This window comes from Anaerolineales bacterium (assembly GCA_003105035.1).
Classification (GTDB): Bacteria; Chloroflexota; Anaerolineae; order Anaerolineales; family UBA4823; genus FEB-25.
On the sequence record PQAL01000019.1, the window covers coordinates 15,317 to 36,883 of the forward strand.

Sequence of the window (21,567 nt, forward strand, 5' to 3'; positions counted from 1 at the left end):
AATCACATCCATGAGGAAATCCTGATTTCTGCATTGGTAAAGGAGCCAGCATGCCCGCCATCATCCAGCTGAATGACCTTTCCAAACACTATCAAGTTCCCGTACGCAAAGCCGGCCTGAAAGCCTCCATCGGGAGCTTGTTTAAACGAGAATACGTGATCGTAAAGGCGGTTGAGCAGATTAATTTCTCAATCGTCCAAGGAGAGGTGGTCGGATTCTTAGGCCCCAATGGTGCGGGGAAAACCACCACGCTGAAAATGCTATCGGGGCTGCTCTACCCCACCCATGGAAACCTGAGTGTGCTTGGCTACGTGCCTTCCAAACGCCAGCCGGAATTCCTGCGGCAGATCACCCTGGTGATGGGTAACCGCCAGCAGCTGGTTTGGGACTTGCCCGCCCTTGACTCGTTTGACCTGATGCGCTCCATTTATGATATCCCCACCACCGAGTTCACCCGTACCCGTGATGAATTCATCGAGCTGCTGGAGCTAAAAGACCTGGTGACGAAACCGGTCCGCAACCTCAGCCTGGGTGAGCGCATGAAGATGGAAATTGCCGGGGCCTTGCTGCACCGCCCGAAGGTGCTATTCCTGGATGAACCCACCCTGGGGTTGGATGTCACCATGCAGCGGCGTATCCGGACCTTCGTGGCTGAATACAACAAACGCTACGGAGCCACCGTGCTGCTTACCTCGCACTACATGGCTGACGTGGAAGCGCTCTGCAAGCGGGTGATTGTGATTCACCACGGCAAGCTGCTGTTTGATGGAGAGCTAAGCTGCCTGGTGGAACAGTTCTCAGCCTTCAAGACCGTTGGTGTGACGCTCCAAACAGCAGGTGCCAGCCTGGAAAGGTATGGACAGGTGATAAGCCAGGATGGCATGCGCTTCACCCTGCGGGTGCCGAAGGCAGAAACGCCTCAGGTAACCGCCCGCCTGCTGAATGACCTGGAAGTGGAGGACCTGAACGTGGAAGACCCACCGATCGAAGATGTGATCGAGCAGGTCTTTGCCCAGGGAAAACCGGAGGAGGACCCTGCATGAGGCACATGATCGATTATTACCTGACTACGATGAAGGTCGCCATCCAGTCGCAGATCCAGTACCGGGCATTCCACTATTTTTACATGATCGGGATGATCGCCGAGCCGGTGATCTACCTGGTGGTATGGTCGACCGTAGCCAATGCCCAGGGAGGCTCGGTGGGTGGCTATACTCCCGGCGCCTTCGCCGCCTATTATCTGGTGTGGACGCTGGTACGCAACATGAATATCGTGTTCACTCCCTATGGGTGGGAAAACCGCATCCGAGGTGGGTGGTTTTCCATGGACCTGCTGCGGCCGATCCACCCCTTGAACAATGATGTGGCTTACTTCGCCGGGATGAAAGTAGTGGTGATCGTGCTGTGGATCCCGCTGGGGCTGTTCCTGTCCCTGTTCTTCAAGCCCGAGCTGCACCCTGCCTGGTACCAGGTGATCGGTTTCTTCTTCGCCATCTGGGGAGCTTATCTGATCCGCACCATGCTGCTCTCATTGCTGGGGCTGATCACCTTCTTTACCACCCGTGTGGGAGCAATCTTCGAGCTATTCTTCGCCATTGAGTTGATTTTCTCTGGCCGGCTGGTGCCGATGCCGCTCATGCCGCCGGTAGTCCAACAGATAGCGGCTTATATGCCGTTCCAATGGACATTCTACTTCCCCATCGAAGTGCTGGTGTCAACCATGAGCGTGCAGCAGATGCTGGCCGGGCTAGGCATGCAGCTGTTGTGGATCGCCATTGGCTGGCTGGCAGTGAAGATCATGTGGAAGTATTCCGTCCGCCAGTTCTCTGCAGTGGGAGGGTAAGAAGCAACCACAGATAAACACAGATGAACACAGAAAATGAGGTAAAGAATAAGAATGAATGAAGAAAGAGATGAGCTAACCGAGAAGATACTTGGCTGTGCTTTCAAAGTCAGCAACACTCTCGGCTGTGGATTTCTTGAAAAAGTAAATGAAAACGCGCTGATGATCGAATTGAAGACAGCTGGGATGAATTGCGAACAGCAGAAATCTATCCCAGTGGCTTACCAGGGAATCTTGGTAGGTGAGTACTACGCAGACATTTTAGTGGAAGGGCAGGTCATCCTAGAAATCAAAGCAGCCAAGGCAATTGATGATAGCTATCAAGCTCAATTAATCAATTATCTAAAGGCAACAGGTATACATCGTGGACTCATCCTTAATTTCGGAACCACCAGGCTTGGAATTAAAAGGATGGTTTATTAAGGATAGTCATCTGTGTCAATCTGTGTTCATCAGTGGTTCATACCTGGAGTTGATTATGTTATATCTGGCGATGAAATATTTGCGGGTGGGGATACAGAACGAGATGCAGTACCGGGTGAACTTCTTCGTGCAACTCGGCCAATCGCTCATCTCACTGGTCACCGGGTTGATCGGGCTGTGGCTGGTGTTTTCACACACCACTGACCTGAATGGTTGGAACCAGGCGGAGCTGTTGATCGTAATGGGGATTTTCGTGCTGATGGGAGGGGTGATCAATGCCTTTATCCAACCCAACATGACCCGCTTGCTGGAAGAAATCCAGCAGGGCACACTGGATTATGCACTGACCAAGCCGGCTGATGCTCAAGGCCTGGTGAGCATCCGGGAATTCCGCTTTTGGTCACTCACCGATGCGTTGGTGGGATTTATTGTGCTGGGCTATGGGATATACCACTACCAGGGGATCGTGGGCATCAGCCAATCGGTAGCTTTCATTCTGGCACTCTTCCTGGGCAGCATCCTGATTTATTGCTTCTGGCTGATGATCACCTCAACAGCTTTCTGGTTCGTGCGTGTGGACGAAATCGTTAACCTGTTCCAGGGGGTGTATGCGGCTGGAAGGTGGCCGGTGGGTATCTACCCGCAATGGCTGCGGGTGGGGTTGACCTTCATCATCCCGGTGGCGTTCGCGGTCACCATTCCTGCTGAAGCACTCACCTCACGCCTGACACCGCTGATCCTGCTTGGCACATTCGCACTGACCGTATTATTTGTTGTACTGGCGCGCCTCGTCTGGCGTTGGGGGTTGAAGAATTATTCGGGAGCATCGGCGTAAAGAATTATTCGAGCTGATCTCCGAAAATTTTTAGAATAGTGCCTGCTGTAAAAATATCCTGGCTAATCCTTATGCTTGCTTTTTCTGAAAACTATATCGATACACGTTCGTCTTGCGCTGCTCGAAGGCCATTCGTTGATACAGGCGGTTGGCAGCCGTCCTGCCCGGGTTGCAGGTCAGCATGACCTGCGGGCAGCCAGCTTCTTCGGCAGCATCGAGGCATGCCAGGGTGAGCGCCTCACCGATGCCTTTGCCTCTCCAGCTGCCTTCGACCACCACATCCTCGATATAACCCCGCAGACCGGTTGGGACGGGGTAGACGATCAACGTTGCCAGTCCGATGATCTCTGTGCGGCTGCTTGACATATCCTGGGCAATAAACAGGCGTGATGCCTCACTTCCGATCAGCCGGGCCAGCTGATCCTGTGTGGGAGGTGGATTATTATTGGTCAGCTGGGGCACCAGGCGCTGGCAGGCCTGGTACAGATCATCGGTGAGCTCAGTCACCCTGGAAATTTTGATGGAGGGAAGATTTTCAGGCATACGCAGCTCCAATAAATGGTAAAGCATCGGTCAAATAAATCTTGACCTGAGATCATATTTTAAATTATTTTTTGCCTTGTCTTTGGAGAAACGAGAAATTCGCAGCTCACGGCATGGGCCAGATGCCATTCATGAATTTAGAAACCATGGCTCTCAAGGCAATATTATCCACCCCGTAAATAAACGTATTCACGTCACGGTTTTCGTCGTACGTGACTTCGGCGGTAAACATATCATGGGGGAAGGAATCGGCCATGATGTTATCCGTGGGTATCTCCTGGGAAATGCAGATCAAGCTATTGATTTCAGACAAGCTTAGATCTGTCTGAACAGAGCCAATGAACCTGGCGGCAAGCAGGGGCAGCTTGGGGAGCATCTCGGGGGTGAGTAACTTCTCACGCAGGGCACTCAGGATGAGCTTCTCATATTTCATGCGCTGGAAGGTGGTCGGGTTGCGATCGGATGCCAGCCTGAGCGATTGCTCACCATCCAGGTGGTTCATGCCTGCCTGGAGTACCATGCGAGGTTCAGGTGTGTCATGAATATCATTCAAGTCGACGGGAGAATTTAGTTTCACATCAACCCCACCGATGGCATCGATCATCTTGACAAATGTCTGTCGGTCGACGGCAATATAGTGGTCGGCGCGCATGCCATAGTTGTAGTCTAGGGTGAGGGCCAACAGACCAGGCCCGGCACCGTCACCATCATAATATCCCATACCCGGGTTGCCATATAAATAAGCCTGGTTGAGCTTGCCATGTGTGATCCCGTGGTGATCGGAAATGCCGGGAATTTCCACCCACAGGTCGCGCGGAAAATCGACCATCATTACATCGGGTTTGGTGTAATCGATACGCACAACGTGGACCGAATCAGCCAGGCCATACAAGTACCCTGTAGAACGCGCATCCGAGCCGATCATCAGGATGGTCATGATTGGCGGTCCACCACACAAGGGTTGGGCAGAGGGCTCGAGTGTACTAGAAGGTGAGCTCGGTTGTTCGAACTCATTAACCTGGGTTGAGATGGCCGCCTGAGGTGTAGCCTCAGCCAGATTGACCAATGGTGTGGCAACCTGTGTTGCGATGGGTAACGGTTGACTTATGGGTGCAGTGTAGGTGGGTAGATTAAGCGCCGGTCCGAGAGGTTTTTCCCAGGAGAATATGACGTAGATCCCTGCGGCAGTTAGCCCAAGGAGCACGACCAGCAGAAGCAGCAATAAGATCATGGATAGGCGCATGGTCACCTGACTCTGCCTGATTTTACACCCATTCCAACCATCTTTAAGGCAGGCAATGTCAGTCTAAACCAACAGTATTGTTAGCCAGGTTTAGGGCCAGGTCCCTTCCACGAACCCGGAAAATTCAGTACGTAATTGGTTGTTATCTACTTCCAGGATATAGGTGTTTACCTGACGATAGGGGTCATAGGCATGGGCGCCGGTGAACATTTCATCGGGAAACGCGGCCACGCTAATATTCTCCTTCGGCAAGGATTTACTCAGGCAAATTAGCTTGCTGATGTCATTCGGGCTCATGTCAGTTTGGATCGAACTGGAGAACATTGCCACCAGGTCAGGCAGCCGGAGCAGGCCTTCGGGTGAGAGTAGTTTTGTCTCAATGGCCTTTATGACGATATCCTGGTTGCGGGCACGCTGGAATATAGTGGGGTAACGGTTCATCGCCAGCCGGAGAGCCATTTGCCCGTCGAGGTGTTGCACACCTGGCTGTAAGACATACAGCGGATTTTCACCATCATGATTTTGGTTGAGATCGGTTAAACCATCCAGGTAGACATCGATGCCATTGATGGTGTCGATAATGCGCACGAAGGTGGTCATATCCATGGCCAGGTAGTGATCCACACTCACCCCAAAGTTCTGCTTGAGGGTGTCTGCAAGCAGACCTGGCCCCTGACCAGGGCCATCGTAATAACCCATCCCCGGATTACCGAAGAAATATGCCTGGTTGAGCTTGCCATGGGTGATGCCATAGTGATCAGAAATGCCTGGGATCTCAACCCACAAGTCACGCGGGATATCCAGGGTTTTCAAGCTGGGTGTGGCGAAATCCACGCGCACAAGGCGAATGGAGTCAGCCAGCCCATACAAGTAACCCTCAGACCTCTCGTCCGATCCAACCAGGAGGATGGTCATGACGACTGGCCCACCACAGAGGGTCTTGGTGGTGGAGGCAGGTGGTTTACCCAGCGAAATGATCTTCCCCAGCAATGATGCCTGGGTGGGAGTGGCTTCTGGAACGGGGGCCTGATCGCCTGAGGCCGCGGTCATCTCTTCAGTGGTTTGGGCGTTCGTTAACACCTGGGTGGGAGAGTAAGCCAGTGCTGGCCCGAGGGGTTTATTCCACAAGGCTACCAGGATAAACACCATCGCCAGGGAGGCAATGGCCACCTCGGCGATCAAGATTTTCTTTAATAATCCTTTACGCATTTTTATCTAATCCTAGTGGAACCCAGGCAATCCACACCAGCCGACCATCTACAATCATCAATAAAGCCAGCAACGGGATGGTTCGCTTGTTGATTTCTGCCATTGGGTTCTCTTTTTAATAGCATGCCGCACGGGTATTGCCCGCGTGGTTATTAACGCAAGCGCGAGGGGTTTTGTTCCCATAATCGCAATTCTGGGAGGAAACCGAGCTAGTGCAGCTCGAAGAATGCCGGGATCATGCCCTTGGCTTTACCTATGCCATCCTCATATTGCAGCTTCTCACTTAAAACTCCTGCATTGCTTCACAGGCTGGGGTCATTGGCCAGCTGGTCAATGGCTGCTGCCAGGCTATCTGCATACAGCTTTGCGAATGGGATGAGCTTAGGGCCAACCCCTAGCTGATGGACTCGCATACCCCAGCATGGCTGGCAGGCGAAGAATTGGCGCGCCAAGGGTTTGAAATGGCTTTACTGCCAGCCCATCAACTTCACCGGTCCACCGAACTGGGAAAGATCCTGCTGCATCAAATCCACCGAGGTCGCTGATATGGGGGTCTAATCCAGTCCGGTGGATCTCACCAACCCTTCGAATAACCGGTCGGCACAAAACTGTCGCTGGTAACCACCGCGTTGCAAACCTCATCCGAGGGCCAGCTAGGGTTGAACGGCCCTGCGCGAACCCACAGCGACCAATGTCAGATGCATGACATGCAGTAAACCTTACGCTTATGGATTGGGTACTGCCCAGGTGATGAAATCCACGAGGTCAGATTTCAACCTGGCAAGGGAGGGGATATGGATATACATCATATGCCCGGCTTCAAAGAAACCCATCCGCAGATTGTCCAGCAAAGCTCGATCAAGTCCCAGGTGTTTGAAGGTGTATCTTGTGGCCAGGTAGGGTGTGGCCAGGTCGAAATAGCCATTTGCGACATACACCTTCAGGTACTGGTTGGTGGTCATTGCCTTACGCAACGTCTCGGCGACGTTGACGTACTCGTTTTCGAATTCCGCATAACTCCAAGGATAGACGCGTTCTGACAGGATCTCATAGTTCAGGTCAGACTCAAATTTCAGCTCACCTCGCACATAATCATTCAATGTGGCAGTATAGGGTCCGCCGATATTGCTCATGCTCGGATCGAACTCGAAATGTTCACCCGCTGAATCGAGGTCAATACCCTTGAAGCGGCTATCCAGGCGGCCGACGGTACGCTTGGCGTGGCGTAGCAGTTCCTTGGTGAAGCGAAAGATATCAATCCGCAGGCTCGTGCGATCGATGTAATCCTCGGAGAGGCCAGTAAAGCGTGCCAGCTTGCGGGCGATCAACAAGCGCTCCTCATCCTGCAGGTCATCACCTTGCATCAAGGCGTGGGCATATTCGCCCATGGCAAAGTCTTCAACCTCAGTCAGGGTAGCTTGCAGATCCTTTTCCAATTCGCCACTCAAGCGGTGATGATACCAGGCCGTGGCAGTATAGGTGGGCAAGAAGAGAATGTATGGCAGGTCATTCCCGGTATGGAAATCGGCTGTTTGGAAATTTAAAATGGATGAGATCAACATGATCCCATTCAAGTACATGCCATGGCGTTCCTGCAGATAGCCTGAAAGACCGGCTGCCCGGGTGGTGCCATAACTCTCGCCGATCAGGAACTTCGGAGAAGTCCAGCGTTGATAGCGGGTTGTGTACAGGCGGATAAAATCACCCACCGATTCAATATCCTTCTTAAAACCGTGGAATTGCTTGGGTTTCTCACCAGGAATGGCGCGGCTGAAACCTGTGCTGACCGGGTCAATGAACACCAGGTCGGTATGATCAAGCAGCGAGTAGGCATTATCCACCAGCTGGTACGGAGGTGGATAGGCAAAGCCGTCATCATCGAGCAGCACGCGGCGTGGGCCTAACAGACCCAGGTGAAGCCAGACAGAAGACGATCCAGGCCCTCCATTAAATGAAAAAGTCAATGGACGCTTCTGCTTGTCAGCAACACCATCGCGGGTGTAAGCCACAAAGAAGATCGCCGCGCGGGGTTTCTCTCCTTCCGACTCGCCTTCCTTTTCACCTTTCTTTTCCGACTCTTCCTTCAGAACAATCGTCCCGCAAACGACAGTGTAGCTGATTTCCTCACCGTCGATGATGATGGTGTGCTTCGTCTCAACCAGATTATCCTTGGGCTCTGGGTGGGATGGCTCTTCGCTTTTTGGGGTTTCTTTTTCCTGCTCGACCATGGTTATCCTCTCCTGAATTCGATTATTTTATCTCGAATGATTTTACACCCAGCAGATTGCTGGGTGAAGTGTATTAATAAACTAGTAATGTAGGCCTGGCAACTATTCTTTTTTATTCTGCTACAATGAAACCAATGAACTAGGGACAAAGCTATATGAATGACTTCCTCACCATGCCTGGGCTTTTAGGAACCAGGGCTACGCTACGTGCCGACCTTACCCTGGTGTTGATTTTACTCTCCGCGGTGCTATTCAATATAGGCTTCGTCCTGGCCAGGCGGAAGCACTACGTAGCTCACCGCTGGGTTCAATCTGTGGCCGTAATTCTAAACTCGGCAGTTGTGCTGATCTCCATGGTCACCTCCTACGTCATCCATATCCTGCCAGGCATCCCGGCCAAGCTTGGTGAAGGCGATTACGCCGTGACCAGCCTACATGCCCTTATCGGGACCATTGGTTTGGTGTTCGGAATCTTTGTCGCCTTGCGGGGCAACAACCTGGTGCCAAGGACACTGCAGTTTAGCAATTACAAGCTGTTCATGCGCTGGGCTTATGCGCTCTACATGCTGGCGACACTTGGCGGGATCGTGGTCTATTTCATCGTCTATATCCTGGGCATCTAGGGTGTCATCTTGTTGTATATCCAGATCATCTTCCTGGGGTTGTCCATTTTCCTGACCTTCATGTTTTTTTTGTATGGATTCAACCAGTACTTCATGTTAAGCGTCATGCATCGTTATCGGATACCACAGTCGTTCCTTCTGGCGAAAGATAACCACCCCTTTGTCTCCATTCAGCTGCCAATCTATAATGAGCGCTACGTGGTACATCGCCTGGTGGAAGCTTGCGCCAGGATGGCGGAACAGTATGGAATTAAATTCGCAGAGATTCGCATCCTGGACGATTCAACAGATGACACCCGCCAAATTGTTGATGAAATTGTCCAGGAATACCAGCAGAAGGACTATAACATCCTGGTCCAGCGCAGGCCTGACCGGCGCGGGTACAAAGCGGGCGCCTTGCAGGTGGCACTTGAAAACACCCCGGCTGAGTTCATCGCTATATTTGATGCGGATTACACCCCCCACAGCGATTTCCTTTTAAATACAATCCCATATTTCCTAAAGGACGAAAAGCTGGCTATCGTCCAGAGCCGTTGGACGCACCTCAACCGCTTCTTCAATCGGGTCACCAGTGCAGTGGCGATCGGTATCGACGTTCACTTCGTTGTAGAACAGACCGCCCGATATGCATCGCGCTGCTTTCAGAATTTCAACGGCAGCGGAGGTGTCTTGCGCAGGAGTGCACTGGTTGAGGCAGGCGGCTGGCAGGCGGATACCCTGGCTGAAGACCTGGATGCCAGCTACCGCATCCAAATGAACGGATACCATGTCCTGTATCTGAAAGACTTGCACAGCCCGGGCGAGGTGCCACCCACGGTACCGAGTTTCAAGAAGCAACAGGCTCGCTGGGCGAATGGCTCGCTGCGTACCGCACGCAAGCTTTTGCCGTCTCTCCTGTCTGATAAGCGCTTCAAGCTGTACCAACGGCTGGAGGCATTCATCCACCTGACCGGATACATCCTGCACCCGATGATGTTCATCTCCTTCCTGCTAGCCTCCCTGGGCACGATCTTTGAAATCGATACATTCCTGCTCCATTCCCACATGCTCACTCCGCTGGGTGGGGCATTCTCTACATTTGACCCGATGGTGGCCAGGAATATTCACGATATCACCTGGGGCGTCCTCGACGCAATGATCATCCTCAGCATGGTGGCGGCCTGGCTCTCACCGACCATCAGCCTGATGATCCAAAAGCTGTCGGTGAGGAAAAACCTGCTGGGGTTGCTCGTGTTGTTTTTGCTTGGCAGTGGGATCAGCGTGAGCAACACGGTGGAAGCAGCGAAAGCTTTGCTCACCAACCGCGAGTGGGAATTCAAACGCACCCCGAAGTACGCCAGCGTGAAAGACAAGGAAGGCTGGCGTACGCGCAGCTATCAAATACCGCTGGATTCGGTCTTCATGCTTGAGCTGGCCTCGGTACTCTTAGGGATTCTCGCTACAGTTATCTCCATCTTCCGGGCACATTATGCGGTCCTGCTCATCCTGGTTCCTTACACTGTCTCATATATTTTCATCTCCATCCTGACCTATAAACAAAGTCAGCCAGGGGTAGAGATGCAGCATGTCCAGTGAGGCGCACCCCATCGAAGCAAGCCACAAAGACCTGGCGCTACCATCCAGGGATATCCTGCCATTGTTGGCAAGTATTGGCTTGCAGCTCATCTTGGGAGCATTCTTCGGACATGCCTACGACATACGGATCTTTATGGCCAGCGGTTACCTGACCTCCCATGGCCAGGATCCATATATCCTGCCAGATTTGCGGGCGGTTTTCAACAATCCCGATTTTATTGGGATGACCAGTATCGGCTATCCACCTCCCTGGCCGTTGATCCTTGGCATGATCTACTTACTTACCTACGCCGGTACGCATAATTTTCTCCTATATAACCTTGGGATTAAGCTGCCGTCGATCCTAGCGAACATCGCCCTGGCATACCTTGTTCGAGAAATTCTTCAAACCCAAAACGTCAGGCCTGGGCTTGTTCGGGCAGCCTGGTTGTTCATGTTGTTCAACCCATTTGCTTTATATTTCACTGCCGCGTGGGGTCAGTTTGATTCTATATTGGCAACCTTCACATTGTTATCGTTGCTATTGCTCAGCAAGCAGCGAATATTCCTGGCGGCTATCCTCCTGGCACTCGCAATCGCAATGAAACCCACCCCCGTGGCAGTCGCACTGGCAGCAGTGGTCTACCTTTGGAAGCCACCCTGGCAAAGGTTGGGTGCGTTCTTGATCACCTTTGCCATCGGTATGCTGGTGTTTTGCGTGCTGCCATTCCTTCTATTCAGATGGGATGCAAGCCCTATCTACCACGGTTGGAACAACCAGTTCACCGTCAGCAGCGGCATGTCGCTGATCACGCTCTATGAGCTGACCGCTGACACCTACGTGCTACCTGGCAACTGGTGGCTGTTGGGGATAGTATGGCTCCCTGCGATCCTGATAGGCACCCTGCTGCTCCCCAGGGGAGAGCTGGGTTTCGTTACACTGCTCAAGAATAGCCTTAGCCTGACTTTGATTTTCTTCCTGACCCGCACCTGGCTCTCGGAGCAGAATCTGGCCTTGATCCTACCCATGGTGCTGATCCTGACCTGCATCGATGAGCTGCCCAGACTGGCTTTTTATGCCACCTGGGTTTTACCAATGATTTTCACCGTATTCAACACCACCCCCGCGCAGCTGCTGTTTACGATTCGACCTGACCTGATGTCTTTCTTGTTACGCTTTACCGATATCTTCCGCACCGAAAGATTATGGGCGCGCATGCTGGTAGTCATTCCATGGCAGGTTGCAGGTTGGTGGATGGTTGCCCGTTGTTTTAGAAAAAATAGCGTGGATACAATATGAGATTTGATGTAGCCTTAAACCATGGAATAAGCCTGGAGATCTCTTCGAAGATCATTCGCAACACGCCCTTCCCCACTGCCAGCATCGCCAAGGGCTGGTTGTTGCTCAATGATGGCAAGGATCTATCGGAAGAAGCCGTCGGTTTCGGAGTTCCCATAGTCAAGCGCGGGCTCCAGGCAATTTTCCCCGGTGAGATCGAGCTCTTCCTGGGTGGAGGCGTCGATCAGTGCAAGTTTTCGGCGCGTTATACCCTCAACCTGGTGGAGAAGATCAATCACTCAACCAGCCCGATTAATAGCCGCCTGATCACCAGCACGAAAAACATCCTGGCTGGGATGATCCGGCAGTTTCCTGGGTTACGCAGGCAGCTGACTGGCGTTTCGAACCAGATGCGTGATCGATTCGGATGGCAAACGGTTTATGAACCGGCAGGTTTTTCCGCCCACGTGACGATGCATTACACGATCAACCCTAAATCAGGGAGTCTGGAAGTAGAGCTGATCGATAAGCAGTTGAGTCCAGAGCAAGTCAGCGAAATCATCGTCATGAATGAGCAAGGGGCACACTACTTCGACAGCTACTGGAGTGATGACGGCTTCTCGCAGCGTGGAGCCGAGATCGGCTGTTGGGATGAGGTGAGCACAGCATGGGCAGAATTTACGAGTGATTCGGAAAAGCTTTCCTTCAGCCTGCACCAGGTCGAAGGAGCAAAATTATTCTGCGGTAGAGAGCTGGTTGGCGACCGCTTAGCCTGGTCGGGCTTTGGCTACTCTTTTTCTCCAAGACTTGAGCGTTTCAAGTATCAGGTCATGTTACGCAAGCTGCTATGAGCAGGGTGCTATTGATCTACCCGTATTTCAAACCCAGGCGGGATCGATCGGTGTTCCGCTTCCCACCCCTAGGGGTGAGCTACTTGGCTGCCAGCTTGATCAAGGCGGGGCATGAGGTGCAGGTGCTCGATTGCACTTTTATTAATAAAGCCGATGCCCTCAACCAGGCCCGGCAGGCTGCTGCCGAAGTGGTGGGTATCTACTGTATGGTGACCATGCTGGAAGATTGCCTCTGGCTGGCCAGGCAGTTACGCCCTCAGACAAAATTGCTTGTGGTGGGCGGGCCACTCCCCACCTGTGAGCCGCAGAAGTTCGTGCATGACTTTGATGTGGTCGCCCGGGGTGAAGCTGAACATACCGTGGTCGAGCTGCTTCAAGCCTATGCAAGCGGAGGTGATTACCGCACCGTTAATGGTATTACCATGCTTGGCGAAAACGGCGAATGCATTTCCACACCTTTGCGACCCTTTATAAAGGATCTAGACAGTCTGCCCTTGCCAGCCCGCGACCTGCTGCCGAACCAGGGATACATCCAGTTTGGTCGGAAAAAATATGGCTACGCCATCACCACGGTGATGAGCACGCGTGGTTGCCCGTACCACTGCGAGTTCTGTAGCAATGTCATCTTCGGAGGCTCATACCGTGAGCGGTCTGCCAGGAACGTGGTCGATGAAGTTGAGCAGGCACTAGCTGCAGGCTACGACCGCATCTCTTTCGCCGACGATGTCTTCACCCTCAATCAGAAGCGGGTATTGCAGATTTGTAACGAGATCAACAACCGTAACCTAAAGTTTTACTGGGAGTGCCTGGCGCGCGTAGATTCGATCGATGCTTCCAGCTATGTCGAAATGTACCAGGCTGGCTGCCGCAGGGTGTATTTCGGCATCGAATCGGGTGACGATACCATACTAAGGTTGATGAATAAGAAAATCACTGTCGAGGGTGCCCAAACAGCGGTACAGGCTGCCCACCAGGCAGGGTTGGAGGTGGGGGCATTCTTTATCCTGTTCTACCCTGGTGAAACGAACCAGACGGTGCTCAATACCCTTCGCTTTGCCACCTCCCTGCCATTGGATTACCTGGGGTTGACCATGCCTTATCCGCTACCGGGGACTGCGCTTTACGAGCGTGTTCAGGGTCAGATCCGGCGCGAATGGCACCCCGGTGAGAGTGTGTTCGGCAGCCATGTGCTCATCTATAGAGGTGAATTCTCTGAAGCCAAGATGTGGCTGGGGATCATCAAGGGCCGTATACAATTCGCCATCAACCGTAGACTGCGCAGATCGCCCCGTTTGAAGCAAGCAGCTGGCTGGGTTTATCGTTTATTCGAGGTTACGACGGATTGGTTGTTGTGCCACATGCGGTGAAGATTTTTTTCGAGATCCTGACGAAGGCATATTGCGATGGTTAAATGCGTGCATGGTCTGCTGGATGCAGTGCTTGAGCCACGATGGATCGAATTCTGACTGGTAGACGAAGGTTACATCGTTTTCGCGACTCCAGTCCTTCGTTGGGTCAATCCCGCTGACCCGTGTGAAGAGCGCTGAGCCCGGCAATGGGAATGGTACATTGAAGGAAATCTCATCCAGTGGCAGGCTGAGCGCCAGGCTGAACGTCTTTTCGACTGCCTCACGGCTTTCACCAGGATAACCAACAATAAAAAATGCTGCCACCTGGATACCTGCCTGGTGGAAATGTTCAACCGCTCGGATGCCATCTTCCAGGGTGGCTTTCTTGTTCATCAAGCGCAGGGTTTCATCACTGCCGGATTCCAGCCCCAGATACACCCGCGTGCAGCCGGCTGTCTTCATCTGCATGGCGATCTCCTGCGTGATGCCAGTTGACCGTGACAGGCAGCTCCAGCCAATCCCCAACTTCTCAATGCGCTGGCAGAACTGGAATAAAAAGGAAAGGTCGAGGGTGAAGTTATCGTCGGCGATCCACAGCCGGTCATAACCCAGCTGCCTGAGCTGATTAATCTCCTCGAAAACCACCTCCAGGTTGCGCTTGCGATAGAGATGGCCGAAAACTGGTCGGGAGCAAAAGTCACAATCGAATGGGCAGCCAAAGGTGACCATGAGCGAGGCCGTGCGGGAGCCATTCTTGCGCATCCAGTCTTGCTGGTAGGATTTATGATCAAAATCCGAGCGGTCGGGGATGGGAAACTTGCGCACCTCGTGCTGGCTGTAATGAACGATGGGATTTTGGATGAATAAGTCGAGGGTATGGCCGTTTAAACCCGGATATGATGCCAGGTCAAGCCGGTAGAGGGTCTTCCAATTCACGCCATGGGAGAAATAATCCTGGCAAAACCTGGGGAAGCTCAGGTCAGCCTCGCCGCGGAATACCAGGTCGAAAGACCCGAGAAAATTTTCGGGGTATAAGGTCGGCATCGGGCCACCTGCGACGAGTAAAGCCTCGGGCAGGCGCTGGCGCAATAATTCTGCGAAGCGGAAGGTGCTGCGGTTCAACAGGATCATGGAAGAGACGCCAACGATATCCGGCTGGTAGTCCAACAGCTTCTCGGCCACTCTGCTGAACGTCTGGAAAGTGCAGTCGAACACGCCAGTCTCGATATCTCTCTGGCGTAGCTGGGCTGCCAGGCTGGCGATCCCCAGAGGAGCGAACAACATCTCCGTGGCCGATCGCGTGCGGAAATATGGAAAGACAAGAGCTACCCTAGGCATAATTCGATAATCCCCGACGACCAGCACACTATTTCACGAGGTACTTCCCACACGAGTTCCTTAAGTCATTAACCGGCTTGCGAAAAGATAGAAATCTCGTAGCGTTGAGGTGAGTATATCGCGGTCATATTATTCTATTTAAAAGAGAAGTTTAGACTGAGATGAGTATTTTTTGGATATATCCTGAACCAAAGACAACCCTGAGCTACGCTATCGATATGAGCAATGCACTACAGCAATTCAGCAATTGTGTACTCTTTGGATACCTCGGGGATGATCACCCGGCACCCAGGCAGGATTTGGTGTGCCAATACTTCCAGATTTTGCAATGATAATCTCCCTGGACGGGTGAATCGGCGTAAAGGCTTACTGAGCGGGCGGGTGAAGTTATCCCAGTGGATTGGGACAATCACCCGGGGATGGATACCCTGTAGCATATCGCGGTAGTAGCGCTGTGGTTCCTGTGCAACCGCGAACCAGAGGTCCGCGGCATGCGGGTCACCTGCGCAAATTAACAACCGGATGCCATTCACCATGATGCGATAACCCAGGCAGAGGTCCATGCGGTAATCCCAGGCGTGCAGGGGCGGCTCCAGACCCAGGCGGAATGGGCCGTTGAAAAGCTTCGCTAACGGGATCGGGCTATGCTGGCCGCGAATGACTTCCACTTCAAAACTGCCCAGCACAAGTCTTTCTCCTACAGTAATTTCGGTTGTTTTCGGAACGGGAGCACCAACAATCGCCAGCAGGTGGCAGGTGTTGGCTGAGCCGAACACAACTGCATCGGTCTGGCGCATTACCTCCGAGACGTCGAGCAGGTGATCATAATGCGAATGAGTGACCAACACGAAGTCACAGCGTGGCAGATACTCAGCAACTAATTCACCGTCAGGTGCCAGTGGTCGCAATAAGGTCGTTAACGAAGGGCGGGTGAAGAATGGGTCAATGGCCAGCACCTGACCCCCAGCCTTAAACACCAGGCTGGCTGTGCCTGACCACTGGAAGGAGAGGCTCACCGCTCCTCCGGCGGCTTCACCGCCCGGAAGCCCCGCCAGATTAAGACATCATAGATGATCTTCAAGCTGCCAGCGATTACAAAAGGCGCTCCCAGAAGCCCAGGGATCGCCAGGAACTGACCGGTGATGGCAGGGGATAGGCTGGCACCTACCGAACGGGAGATGCTGGTGACGCCCATGGCTGCCGAGCGCTCATCCGGGCTAACCACTGCCACGGTATAGGATTGGCGCGTGGGTACATCCATTTGCGAGATGCTGAACCTGAGCAGTAAGGCGGTGATTGCCAGCGGAAGGGTCGGCATGAACGGCACCAGGATAAGCAGGATGTTGGAAGGGATGTGGGTGAACACCATGGTATTGATCAAGCCAATACGCCTGGCGATCCAGGCAGCAGACAGGGCTGAGATGCCCGCCAGGATGTTGGCAGCGAAGAAAATCGTCCCCAGCACGGCTGGCTGGACGCCAAACTTAACATTGAACCAGTACGCCACCATACTCTGCACCACCAGCCCACCCGCGAAGGCATCCAGGGCAAACAGGCTGGACAGCTTGAACACCACCCGGCGCGATTTATGCAGGCCAAACCTGCGCTGCAGGGTAATCGTTTCCTGCGACCTTGGTGCTTCCACAGCTGACGAAACAAAGAGGAATAGCATAACCAGGAGCAAACCCACCAGGGTATAACCGAATACCACTGCCCGGTAGGAATTTAACGGTGTATACCCATTTTTCTGCAGCAGCTGCGCCAGGAATCCACCAATCAGGGCACCTGTGGCGGTGGCGAAGGAGCCTGCCAGGTTATACCAGGCGAAAACCTGAGTACGCCTGGCATCAGGCACCAGTTGAGAAAGGGCAGCCTGCTCGATGGATAAAAAGGGACCGATCTCATTGCCCGACGGACTGATCACCCCGATGATGGCAGTGACCACCAGGAAGATAAAATTCCCGGTCAGGCTGAAAATGACACCTGCCATGATCATCAGCAATGCACCGATGATCAACATTTTCTTCCGTCCTGCTCGGTCGGCGGAGGTGGTGAGCCATAGGGTAATGGCTGCATCGCCAGCTAGGGTGAGGGTGAACAGCAGTCCGATCTCACCTTCGCTCAGGCCACGCTGCGCCAGATAAAGGGCCAGGACCACTGACAGAAAGCCGTAGCCGAACATTCGAATAACACGAGTGACGAAAAGGAGGGGGATATCGCGTGGCATGTTCTATAGTGAGTGAGCAATGATTAAAAAAAAATTACATGCAAGGAGCACTCTTAATGCTTCGAAATCTTTGATGTGAAGGCATCTTAGGATCGACCAGAGATATGGTTGCTGGTTTTATCTAGCATTTTTAAAACGTCCGCCTGAGCTGCCCGCTATTCACGTTTCTACCCCACTGAGCATTCCACCTTGGAGAAAATAGCTAGCGTGATTTCTTTTTATCTTCTTTCGGCTGCCAGAAGAACAACGTACGCAAGTCAGCCAGGATGTGAAAAGCCATGGCTGGCAGCAGGCTGCCACCCAGGATGTAGATGACTGCGTAACTGAACCCGGCGAGCGTGGTCGTCAGGATGCCTTTGCGGCCCTGGTAGGCCCGGCTCAGGCCATACACAATACCGGAAAGCAGGGCGAGCACAATCCAATTCCAGCCAGGCAAAACCGTCCTCAGGTAGCGCAGGAAAAAACCACGGTAGAGCAGCTCTTCGCAGATCCCGGCAGTGATGGTAGCGATGGTGAACCATTTGCGTTCCGCAGGGGTGGAGGGCAGCACCGCGGCTGAAGTCTCCAGGCTGTGGCGCATATTTTCCAACGCATTCGGGTTACGCCGGATCAGAGATACCGAAAGGACAATGCCACCCAACAGTGCAAAGCTGATGATCCAACCAACCTGATTGGGCAGGGTGAGGCCAAGATAATTGAGGGGATCAGGTATAGGGATAACGATCAGGACAAGTACCACCAGCCAGCTCAATTCCCAAAGCACCTGGGTACGGTAGTACAGCAGGCGAGCGTGTGGATCAACTGGCAGCTGTTTCTTGAAGTTGCGATAAATATTCGCACGCAAGAGAGGCTCAACCAGAACCAGATAAGCCGCCATTAACTGCATCAGGATGAAGGAAAGAAAGCCCATGTCGGATTCGCCTTATGAAGGATGATTACGCTCACATACCGGAATAATTTTACCCCAGCATTGCAATTGCTTATGCAGATTGTCCATTATTGGTGCTTATATGGTTTAATCGTGGAAGTGGCTGGTCACCCATAGTTTTTATGCATTGGCAACCAGCCTGAACCTCTGCTGGATTTTCGCAAGACCTCAGCCTGCCGGGTTGAACGATTATCCATCTGCAGATGTAATTATTCATATCATGCCATACGTTGACTTTCAAGTGGAGGAGCATTATGGAAGAGTGTCTACAATGCCCGGCTGATTACCAGCCCCTATTGGATGTGCGCCAGACAGAGCTGGCCATCCGCCAGATCAAGGAATTCTTTCAGACCAACCTTTCATTTGAGCTGAACCTGATGCGCGTAACGGCTCCATTGTTTGTTCCATCGGGGACCGGGATCAACGATGACCTGAACGGCATCGAACAGCCCGTGCATTTCCCGGTCAGAGCATTAGGAGGAAGCCGGGTCGAGATCGTCCAGTCACTGGCCAAGTGGAAACGTCTGCAGCTGGCAGATTTCGGCATGCAACCAGGCGAAGGCCTTTACACCGATATGAACGCCATCCGCCCGGAAGAAACCCTTGATAACCTGCACTCGCTCTACGTGGACCAGTGGGATTGGGAACGGGTCATAGACAACCAGCAGCGAAATATCCCCTTCTTAATGGAAATAGTCAGGAAAATCTACGACACCATCCGGCGAACTGAGCGATACATCTGCCACCTTTACCCGGTGATCCAACCCAGCCTGCCTGATCAAATCACCTTTGTCCATAGTGAAGACTTGCAGAAACGGTACCCAAACCTGACCTCCAAGGAGCGCGAGAAACTGATCTGCAAGGAACACGGGGCGGTGTTCGTGATTGGGATTGGAGCAGAGCTTGCCGACGGACAGCCTCATGATGGCCGGGCACCCGATTATGATGATTGGTCAACTCCAACAAACGCGGGTTATCGCGGTCTTAATGGTGACATCCTGGTCAATTATCCCCTGCTCGATTGTGCTTATGAACTCTCATCGATGGGTATTCGTGTTGACCCCATTGCCATGTTGCACCAGCTGGAAGCCCGCGGCATGCTGGAGCGCAAGAACCTGTTGTTCCACCGCCGCCTGCTCAACAACGAGCTACCGCTTTCGATCGGAGGTGGGATCGGGCAATCCCGCCTGTGCATGTTTTACTTGCGTAAGGCGCACATCGGCGAGATCCAATCGAGCCTGTGGCCATCGGAGATGGTGGAGCAATGCCGAGAGCATAATATCCTACTGTTATAAAATTACACTGTGGGGTTAACTCTTTAAAATCACACTTCGAAGTACATAGGCTTTCGCAAAGTTCTCTCTTGCCTATCAATTCTGTCATTTACTTTTTTCGAACGCCTGCTATAATTAACTTGTAAGTTTGTGAAATACAGCATTATCGTTAGGACAGTTTAACAACCCTCATATTTAGCGGTACAGATTACGGAGGTGCTTCGATACCATTTTCTTCCTCTTCATAGTGTCAGTCAACCAGGAAAGGAGGCGCCGAGTAAGCTAATTAACAAGTCTCAGTCCGTCAAACTAAATAGAGGAATGTCTATCGAAGATTTTTGACCCATGTGGGTCGCCAAACTGGATGGTAAATCCAGGAAAAAATATCATTGATGTGCAGAAACCGGCATGACAGCCGGTTTCTCTTTATGAATCGCTCTCGATTGACCAATCATTGGAATTATGGCATAATTCCCGCCAATCGAACCTTGATAAGCTTTGATGGAAACGAGTAAGCCTGCTTCCCTGCCAGCGACCCCGGGTGTGGTGCGAGCCGGGGCAGAACCACAGGCTGAAAATCCTTCCGGAGCTGCGATCTGAAAGTTGACCCAGCGTAAGCGAGCGAAACAAGTAGGAAAGCCGGAATTCCCCACCGTTACCAGGGGTACATGGATCGCCACCTGCAATGCAGGGGCCGCCCATGCAGCGGAGGTGCTTGCCCGAACGGCAGGAACCAGGGTGGTACCGCGGGAGTTATGATGTTGCGCTCTCGTCCCTGTGCTGGGACGAGATTTTTTATTCTCTAATTACATTGCGATGGTTAATTGACACCCTCAATCCACGCGATGATGGTTCTGGAGGTAGGAATGGCATTTCAAGATGTACCCAATAAAGTTGATTTTCAGGCCCAGGAGCTGGAAGTACTTAAATTCTGGAAAGAAAGCCGCGCCTTTGAGAAGATGGTTGCCATTCACAAAGGGCAACCGCGCTGGTCATTCATTGATGGACCGATCACTGCAAACAACCCGATGGGTGTGCATCACGGCTGGGGACGCTCTTATAAAGACGTAATGCTGCGCTTTCGCACCATGCAAGGGCATGAGATGCGCTACCAGAACGGCTTCGACTGCCAGGGTTTATGGGTCGAGGTCAATGTGGAGCGCGACCTGGGCTTCAAATCAAAGCTAGATATTGAGCAGTACGGGCTGGCTAAATTCGTATTGGCATGCAAGGAGCGCGTTCTGCGTTTTGCCGCGGTGCAAACCGAGCAGTCCATCCGCCTGGGATACTGGATGGATTGGAATGACACAGATATGCTAAAGGACCTGGCGCAGAAGCTGATGCAAGATCCTTCGCAGGTTATCACCGTGCCCGGCCCAAATGGACCTTTTACCGGTACCGTGGAGCAGGTGGTGGCTCACCTGGGCTTGCCTGAGCTGGGTGGCTCTTATTTCACCTTCTCCAACGAGAACAACTATATGATCTGGGCTTTCCTCAAGAAATGCTGGCAAAATGGCTGGTTGTACAAAGGGGATGACGTCATGCCGTGGTGTCCACGCTGTGCTACGGGTATCAGCCAGCATGAAATCGCCACGGAAGGTTACCAGGAGCTTACTCACCGCTCTGTGATCCTGCGCTTCCCTTTGCGGAACCGCGAGAAAGAATCACTGCTGGTTTGGACGACCACCCCCTGGACGCTCACCAGCAATGTGGCAGCTGCCGTTGGGCCTGAATTAACCTATGCCAGGGTAAAACAAGGGGATGAGGTGTTTTACCTCTCCAGGGGCACCCTGGATATGCTACAGGGCTCCTATGAATTA

The 21,567-nt window shown here is 52.6% G+C and carries 19 protein-coding genes and 1 pseudogene; 11 read left to right on the forward strand and 9 right to left on the reverse strand.

All coding sequences use genetic code 11. The features are described 5' to 3' along the window. The first annotated feature begins 50 nt into the window (after window positions 1-50). The 4 genes from C3F13_08655 to C3F13_08670 are packed head-to-tail and all read left to right on the forward strand — an operon-like array spanning window position 51 to window position 3,101. Window positions 51-1,043 carry an ABC transporter gene (locus C3F13_08655; protein ID PWB53477.1) on the forward strand — a complete coding sequence of 331 codons (993 nt, stop codon included), beginning with the start codon at window positions 51-53 and terminating at the stop codon, window positions 1,041-1,043. Beyond that, the gene (locus tag C3F13_08660) at window positions 1,040-1,843 is read left to right on the forward strand and encodes an ABC transporter permease (GenBank protein PWB53478.1); all 804 of its coding nucleotides are present in this window, start codon (window positions 1,040-1,042) and stop codon (window positions 1,841-1,843) included. Before C3F13_08655 ends, C3F13_08660 begins: the two co-directional genes overlap by 4 nt. Window positions 1,844-1,897: 54 nt before the next feature. Next, window positions 1,898-2,266 carry a GxxExxY protein gene (locus C3F13_08665; GenBank protein ID PWB53479.1) on the forward strand — a complete coding sequence of 123 codons (369 nt, stop codon included), beginning with the start codon at window positions 1,898-1,900 and terminating at the stop codon, window positions 2,264-2,266. Between the two features lie 43 nt (window positions 2,267-2,309). After that, window positions 2,310-3,101 (forward strand): ABC transporter permease, encoded by a 792-nt coding sequence (locus C3F13_08670; GenBank protein PWB53618.1) that lies wholly within the window; start codon window positions 2,310-2,312, stop codon window positions 3,099-3,101. 69 nt (window positions 3,102-3,170) lie between these two features. Here C3F13_08670 and C3F13_08675 read toward each other — a convergent pair whose 3' ends face one another. The 4 genes from C3F13_08675 to C3F13_08690 form a co-directional block, all read right to left on the reverse strand. Next, entirely contained in the window at window positions 3,171-3,671 is a 501-nt protein-coding gene (locus tag C3F13_08675) for a GNAT family N-acetyltransferase (GenBank protein ID PWB53480.1), read from the reverse strand. Between the two features lie 79 nt (window positions 3,672-3,750). Next, window positions 3,751-4,887: a hypothetical protein gene (locus C3F13_08680; GenBank protein ID PWB53481.1), complete on the reverse strand. Its 1,137-nt coding sequence runs from the start codon at window positions 4,885-4,887 to the stop codon at window positions 3,751-3,753. A 90-nt stretch (window positions 4,888-4,977) separates the two neighbouring features. After that, window positions 4,978-6,096, reverse strand: coding sequence for a hypothetical protein (locus C3F13_08685; protein PWB53482.1), 1,119 nt, complete (start codon window positions 6,094-6,096; stop codon window positions 4,978-4,980). A 725-nt stretch (window positions 6,097-6,821) separates the two neighbouring features. Next, on the reverse strand, window positions 6,822-8,324 hold the full coding sequence (locus C3F13_08690) for a peptidase S10 (protein ID PWB53483.1): 1,503 nt from the start codon (window positions 8,322-8,324) through the stop codon (window positions 6,822-6,824). Window positions 8,325-8,479: 155 nt separating this feature from the next. Here C3F13_08690 and C3F13_08695 point away from each other — a divergent pair, with 155 nt between their 5' ends. From C3F13_08695 to C3F13_08715, 5 genes are read left to right on the forward strand one after another with little or no spacing between them, the layout of a single operon-like run. Next, entirely contained in the window at window positions 8,480-8,947 is a 468-nt protein-coding gene (locus C3F13_08695) for a hypothetical protein (protein PWB53484.1), read from the forward strand. Window positions 8,948-8,959: 12 nt separating this feature from the next. Then, entirely contained in the window at window positions 8,960-10,522 is a 1,563-nt protein-coding gene (locus C3F13_08700) for a hypothetical protein (GenBank protein PWB53485.1), read from the forward strand. Further along, window positions 10,512-11,801, forward strand: a complete 1,290-nt coding sequence (locus C3F13_08705) for a hypothetical protein (protein ID PWB53486.1) — start codon at window positions 10,512-10,514, stop codon at window positions 11,799-11,801. The genes C3F13_08700 and C3F13_08705 overlap by 11 nt, the downstream gene beginning before the upstream one ends. Next, a complete protein-coding gene (locus tag C3F13_08710; protein ID PWB53487.1) occupies window positions 11,798-12,631 on the forward strand; it encodes a hypothetical protein in 834 nt (277 codons plus the stop codon). The genes C3F13_08705 and C3F13_08710 overlap by 4 nt, the downstream gene beginning before the upstream one ends. Continuing rightward, the gene (locus C3F13_08715) at window positions 12,628-13,998 is read left to right on the forward strand and encodes a hypothetical protein (GenBank protein ID PWB53488.1); all 1,371 of its coding nucleotides are present in this window, start codon (window positions 12,628-12,630) and stop codon (window positions 13,996-13,998) included. The genes C3F13_08710 and C3F13_08715 overlap by 4 nt, the downstream gene beginning before the upstream one ends. Here C3F13_08715 and C3F13_08720 read toward each other — a convergent pair. The 4 genes from C3F13_08720 to C3F13_08735 all read right to left on the reverse strand — a co-directional run bounded on the left by C3F13_08720 (window position 13,954) and on the right by C3F13_08735 (window position 18,455). Continuing rightward, a complete protein-coding gene (locus C3F13_08720; protein ID PWB53489.1) occupies window positions 13,954-15,318 on the reverse strand; it encodes a hypothetical protein in 1,365 nt (454 codons plus the stop codon). The two genes, C3F13_08715 and C3F13_08720, sit on opposite strands and share 45 nt — an antisense overlap. 230 nt (window positions 15,319-15,548) lie before the next feature. After that, the gene (locus C3F13_08725) at window positions 15,549-16,373 is read right to left on the reverse strand and encodes a hypothetical protein (GenBank protein PWB53490.1); all 825 of its coding nucleotides are present in this window, start codon (window positions 16,371-16,373) and stop codon (window positions 15,549-15,551) included. Continuing rightward, window positions 16,331-17,545, reverse strand: a complete 1,215-nt coding sequence (locus tag C3F13_08730) for an MFS transporter (protein PWB53491.1) — start codon at window positions 17,543-17,545, stop codon at window positions 16,331-16,333. The genes C3F13_08725 and C3F13_08730 overlap by 43 nt, the downstream gene beginning before the upstream one ends. Window positions 17,546-17,747: 202 nt before the next feature. Then, window positions 17,748-18,455, reverse strand: coding sequence for a hypothetical protein (locus C3F13_08735; protein PWB53492.1), 708 nt, complete (start codon window positions 18,453-18,455; stop codon window positions 17,748-17,750). Window positions 18,456-18,727: 272 nt separating this feature from the next. Here C3F13_08735 and C3F13_08740 point away from each other — a divergent pair, with 272 nt between their 5' ends. Beyond that, window positions 18,728-19,768, forward strand: a complete 1,041-nt coding sequence (locus tag C3F13_08740; protein ID PWB53493.1) for an aspartate--ammonia ligase — start codon at window positions 18,728-18,730, stop codon at window positions 19,766-19,768. 365 nt (window positions 19,769-20,133) lie between these two features. Here the strand turns inward: C3F13_08740 and C3F13_08745 are convergent, their stop codons facing one another. Beyond that, on the reverse strand, window positions 20,134-20,433 hold the full coding sequence (locus C3F13_08745; protein ID PWB53494.1) for a hypothetical protein: 300 nt from the start codon (window positions 20,431-20,433) through the stop codon (window positions 20,134-20,136). 180 nt (window positions 20,434-20,613) lie between these two features. Between C3F13_08745 and C3F13_08750 the strand changes: the two are divergent. Beyond that, window positions 20,614-21,048: pseudogene (locus C3F13_08750) on the forward strand (isoleucine--tRNA ligase). Window positions 21,049-21,567 lie beyond the last annotated feature (519 nt).

Bases quoted from the DNA above. Each gene is read 5' to 3' on its own strand.
- C3F13_08655 (PWB53477.1), top strand. From the start codon at position 51: ATGCCCGCCATCATCCAGCTGAATGACCTTTCCAAACACTATCAAGTT.
- C3F13_08730 (PWB53491.1), bottom strand. From the start codon at position 17,545: ATGCCACGCGATATCCCCCTCCTTTTCGTCACTCGTGTTATTCGAATG.
- C3F13_08665 (PWB53479.1), top strand. From the start codon at position 1,898: ATGAATGAAGAAAGAGATGAGCTAACCGAGAAGATACTTGGCTGTGCT.
- C3F13_08705 (PWB53486.1), top strand. From the start codon at position 10,512: ATGTCCAGTGAGGCGCACCCCATCGAAGCAAGCCACAAAGACCTGGCG.
- C3F13_08660 (PWB53478.1), top strand. From the start codon at position 1,040: ATGAGGCACATGATCGATTATTACCTGACTACGATGAAGGTCGCCATC.
- C3F13_08715 (PWB53488.1), top strand. From the start codon at position 12,628: ATGAGCAGGGTGCTATTGATCTACCCGTATTTCAAACCCAGGCGGGAT.
- C3F13_08735 (PWB53492.1), bottom strand. From the start codon at position 18,455: ATGGGCTTTCTTTCCTTCATCCTGATGCAGTTAATGGCGGCTTATCTG.
- C3F13_08720 (PWB53489.1), bottom strand. From the start codon at position 15,318: ATGCCTAGGGTAGCTCTTGTCTTTCCATATTTCCGCACGCGATCGGCC.
- C3F13_08675 (PWB53480.1), bottom strand. From the start codon at position 3,671: ATGCTTTACCATTTATTGGAGCTGCGTATGCCTGAAAATCTTCCCTCC.
- C3F13_08710 (PWB53487.1), top strand. From the start codon at position 11,798: ATGAGATTTGATGTAGCCTTAAACCATGGAATAAGCCTGGAGATCTCT.
- C3F13_08685 (PWB53482.1), bottom strand. From the start codon at position 6,096: ATGCGTAAAGGATTATTAAAGAAAATCTTGATCGCCGAGGTGGCCATT.
- C3F13_08680 (PWB53481.1), bottom strand. From the start codon at position 4,887: ATGCGCCTATCCATGATCTTATTGCTGCTTCTGCTGGTCGTGCTCCTT.
- C3F13_08740 (PWB53493.1), top strand. From the start codon at position 18,728: ATGGAAGAGTGTCTACAATGCCCGGCTGATTACCAGCCCCTATTGGAT.
- C3F13_08690 (PWB53483.1), bottom strand. From the start codon at position 8,324: ATGGTCGAGCAGGAAAAAGAAACCCCAAAAAGCGAAGAGCCATCCCAC.
- C3F13_08695 (PWB53484.1), top strand. From the start codon at position 8,480: ATGAATGACTTCCTCACCATGCCTGGGCTTTTAGGAACCAGGGCTACG.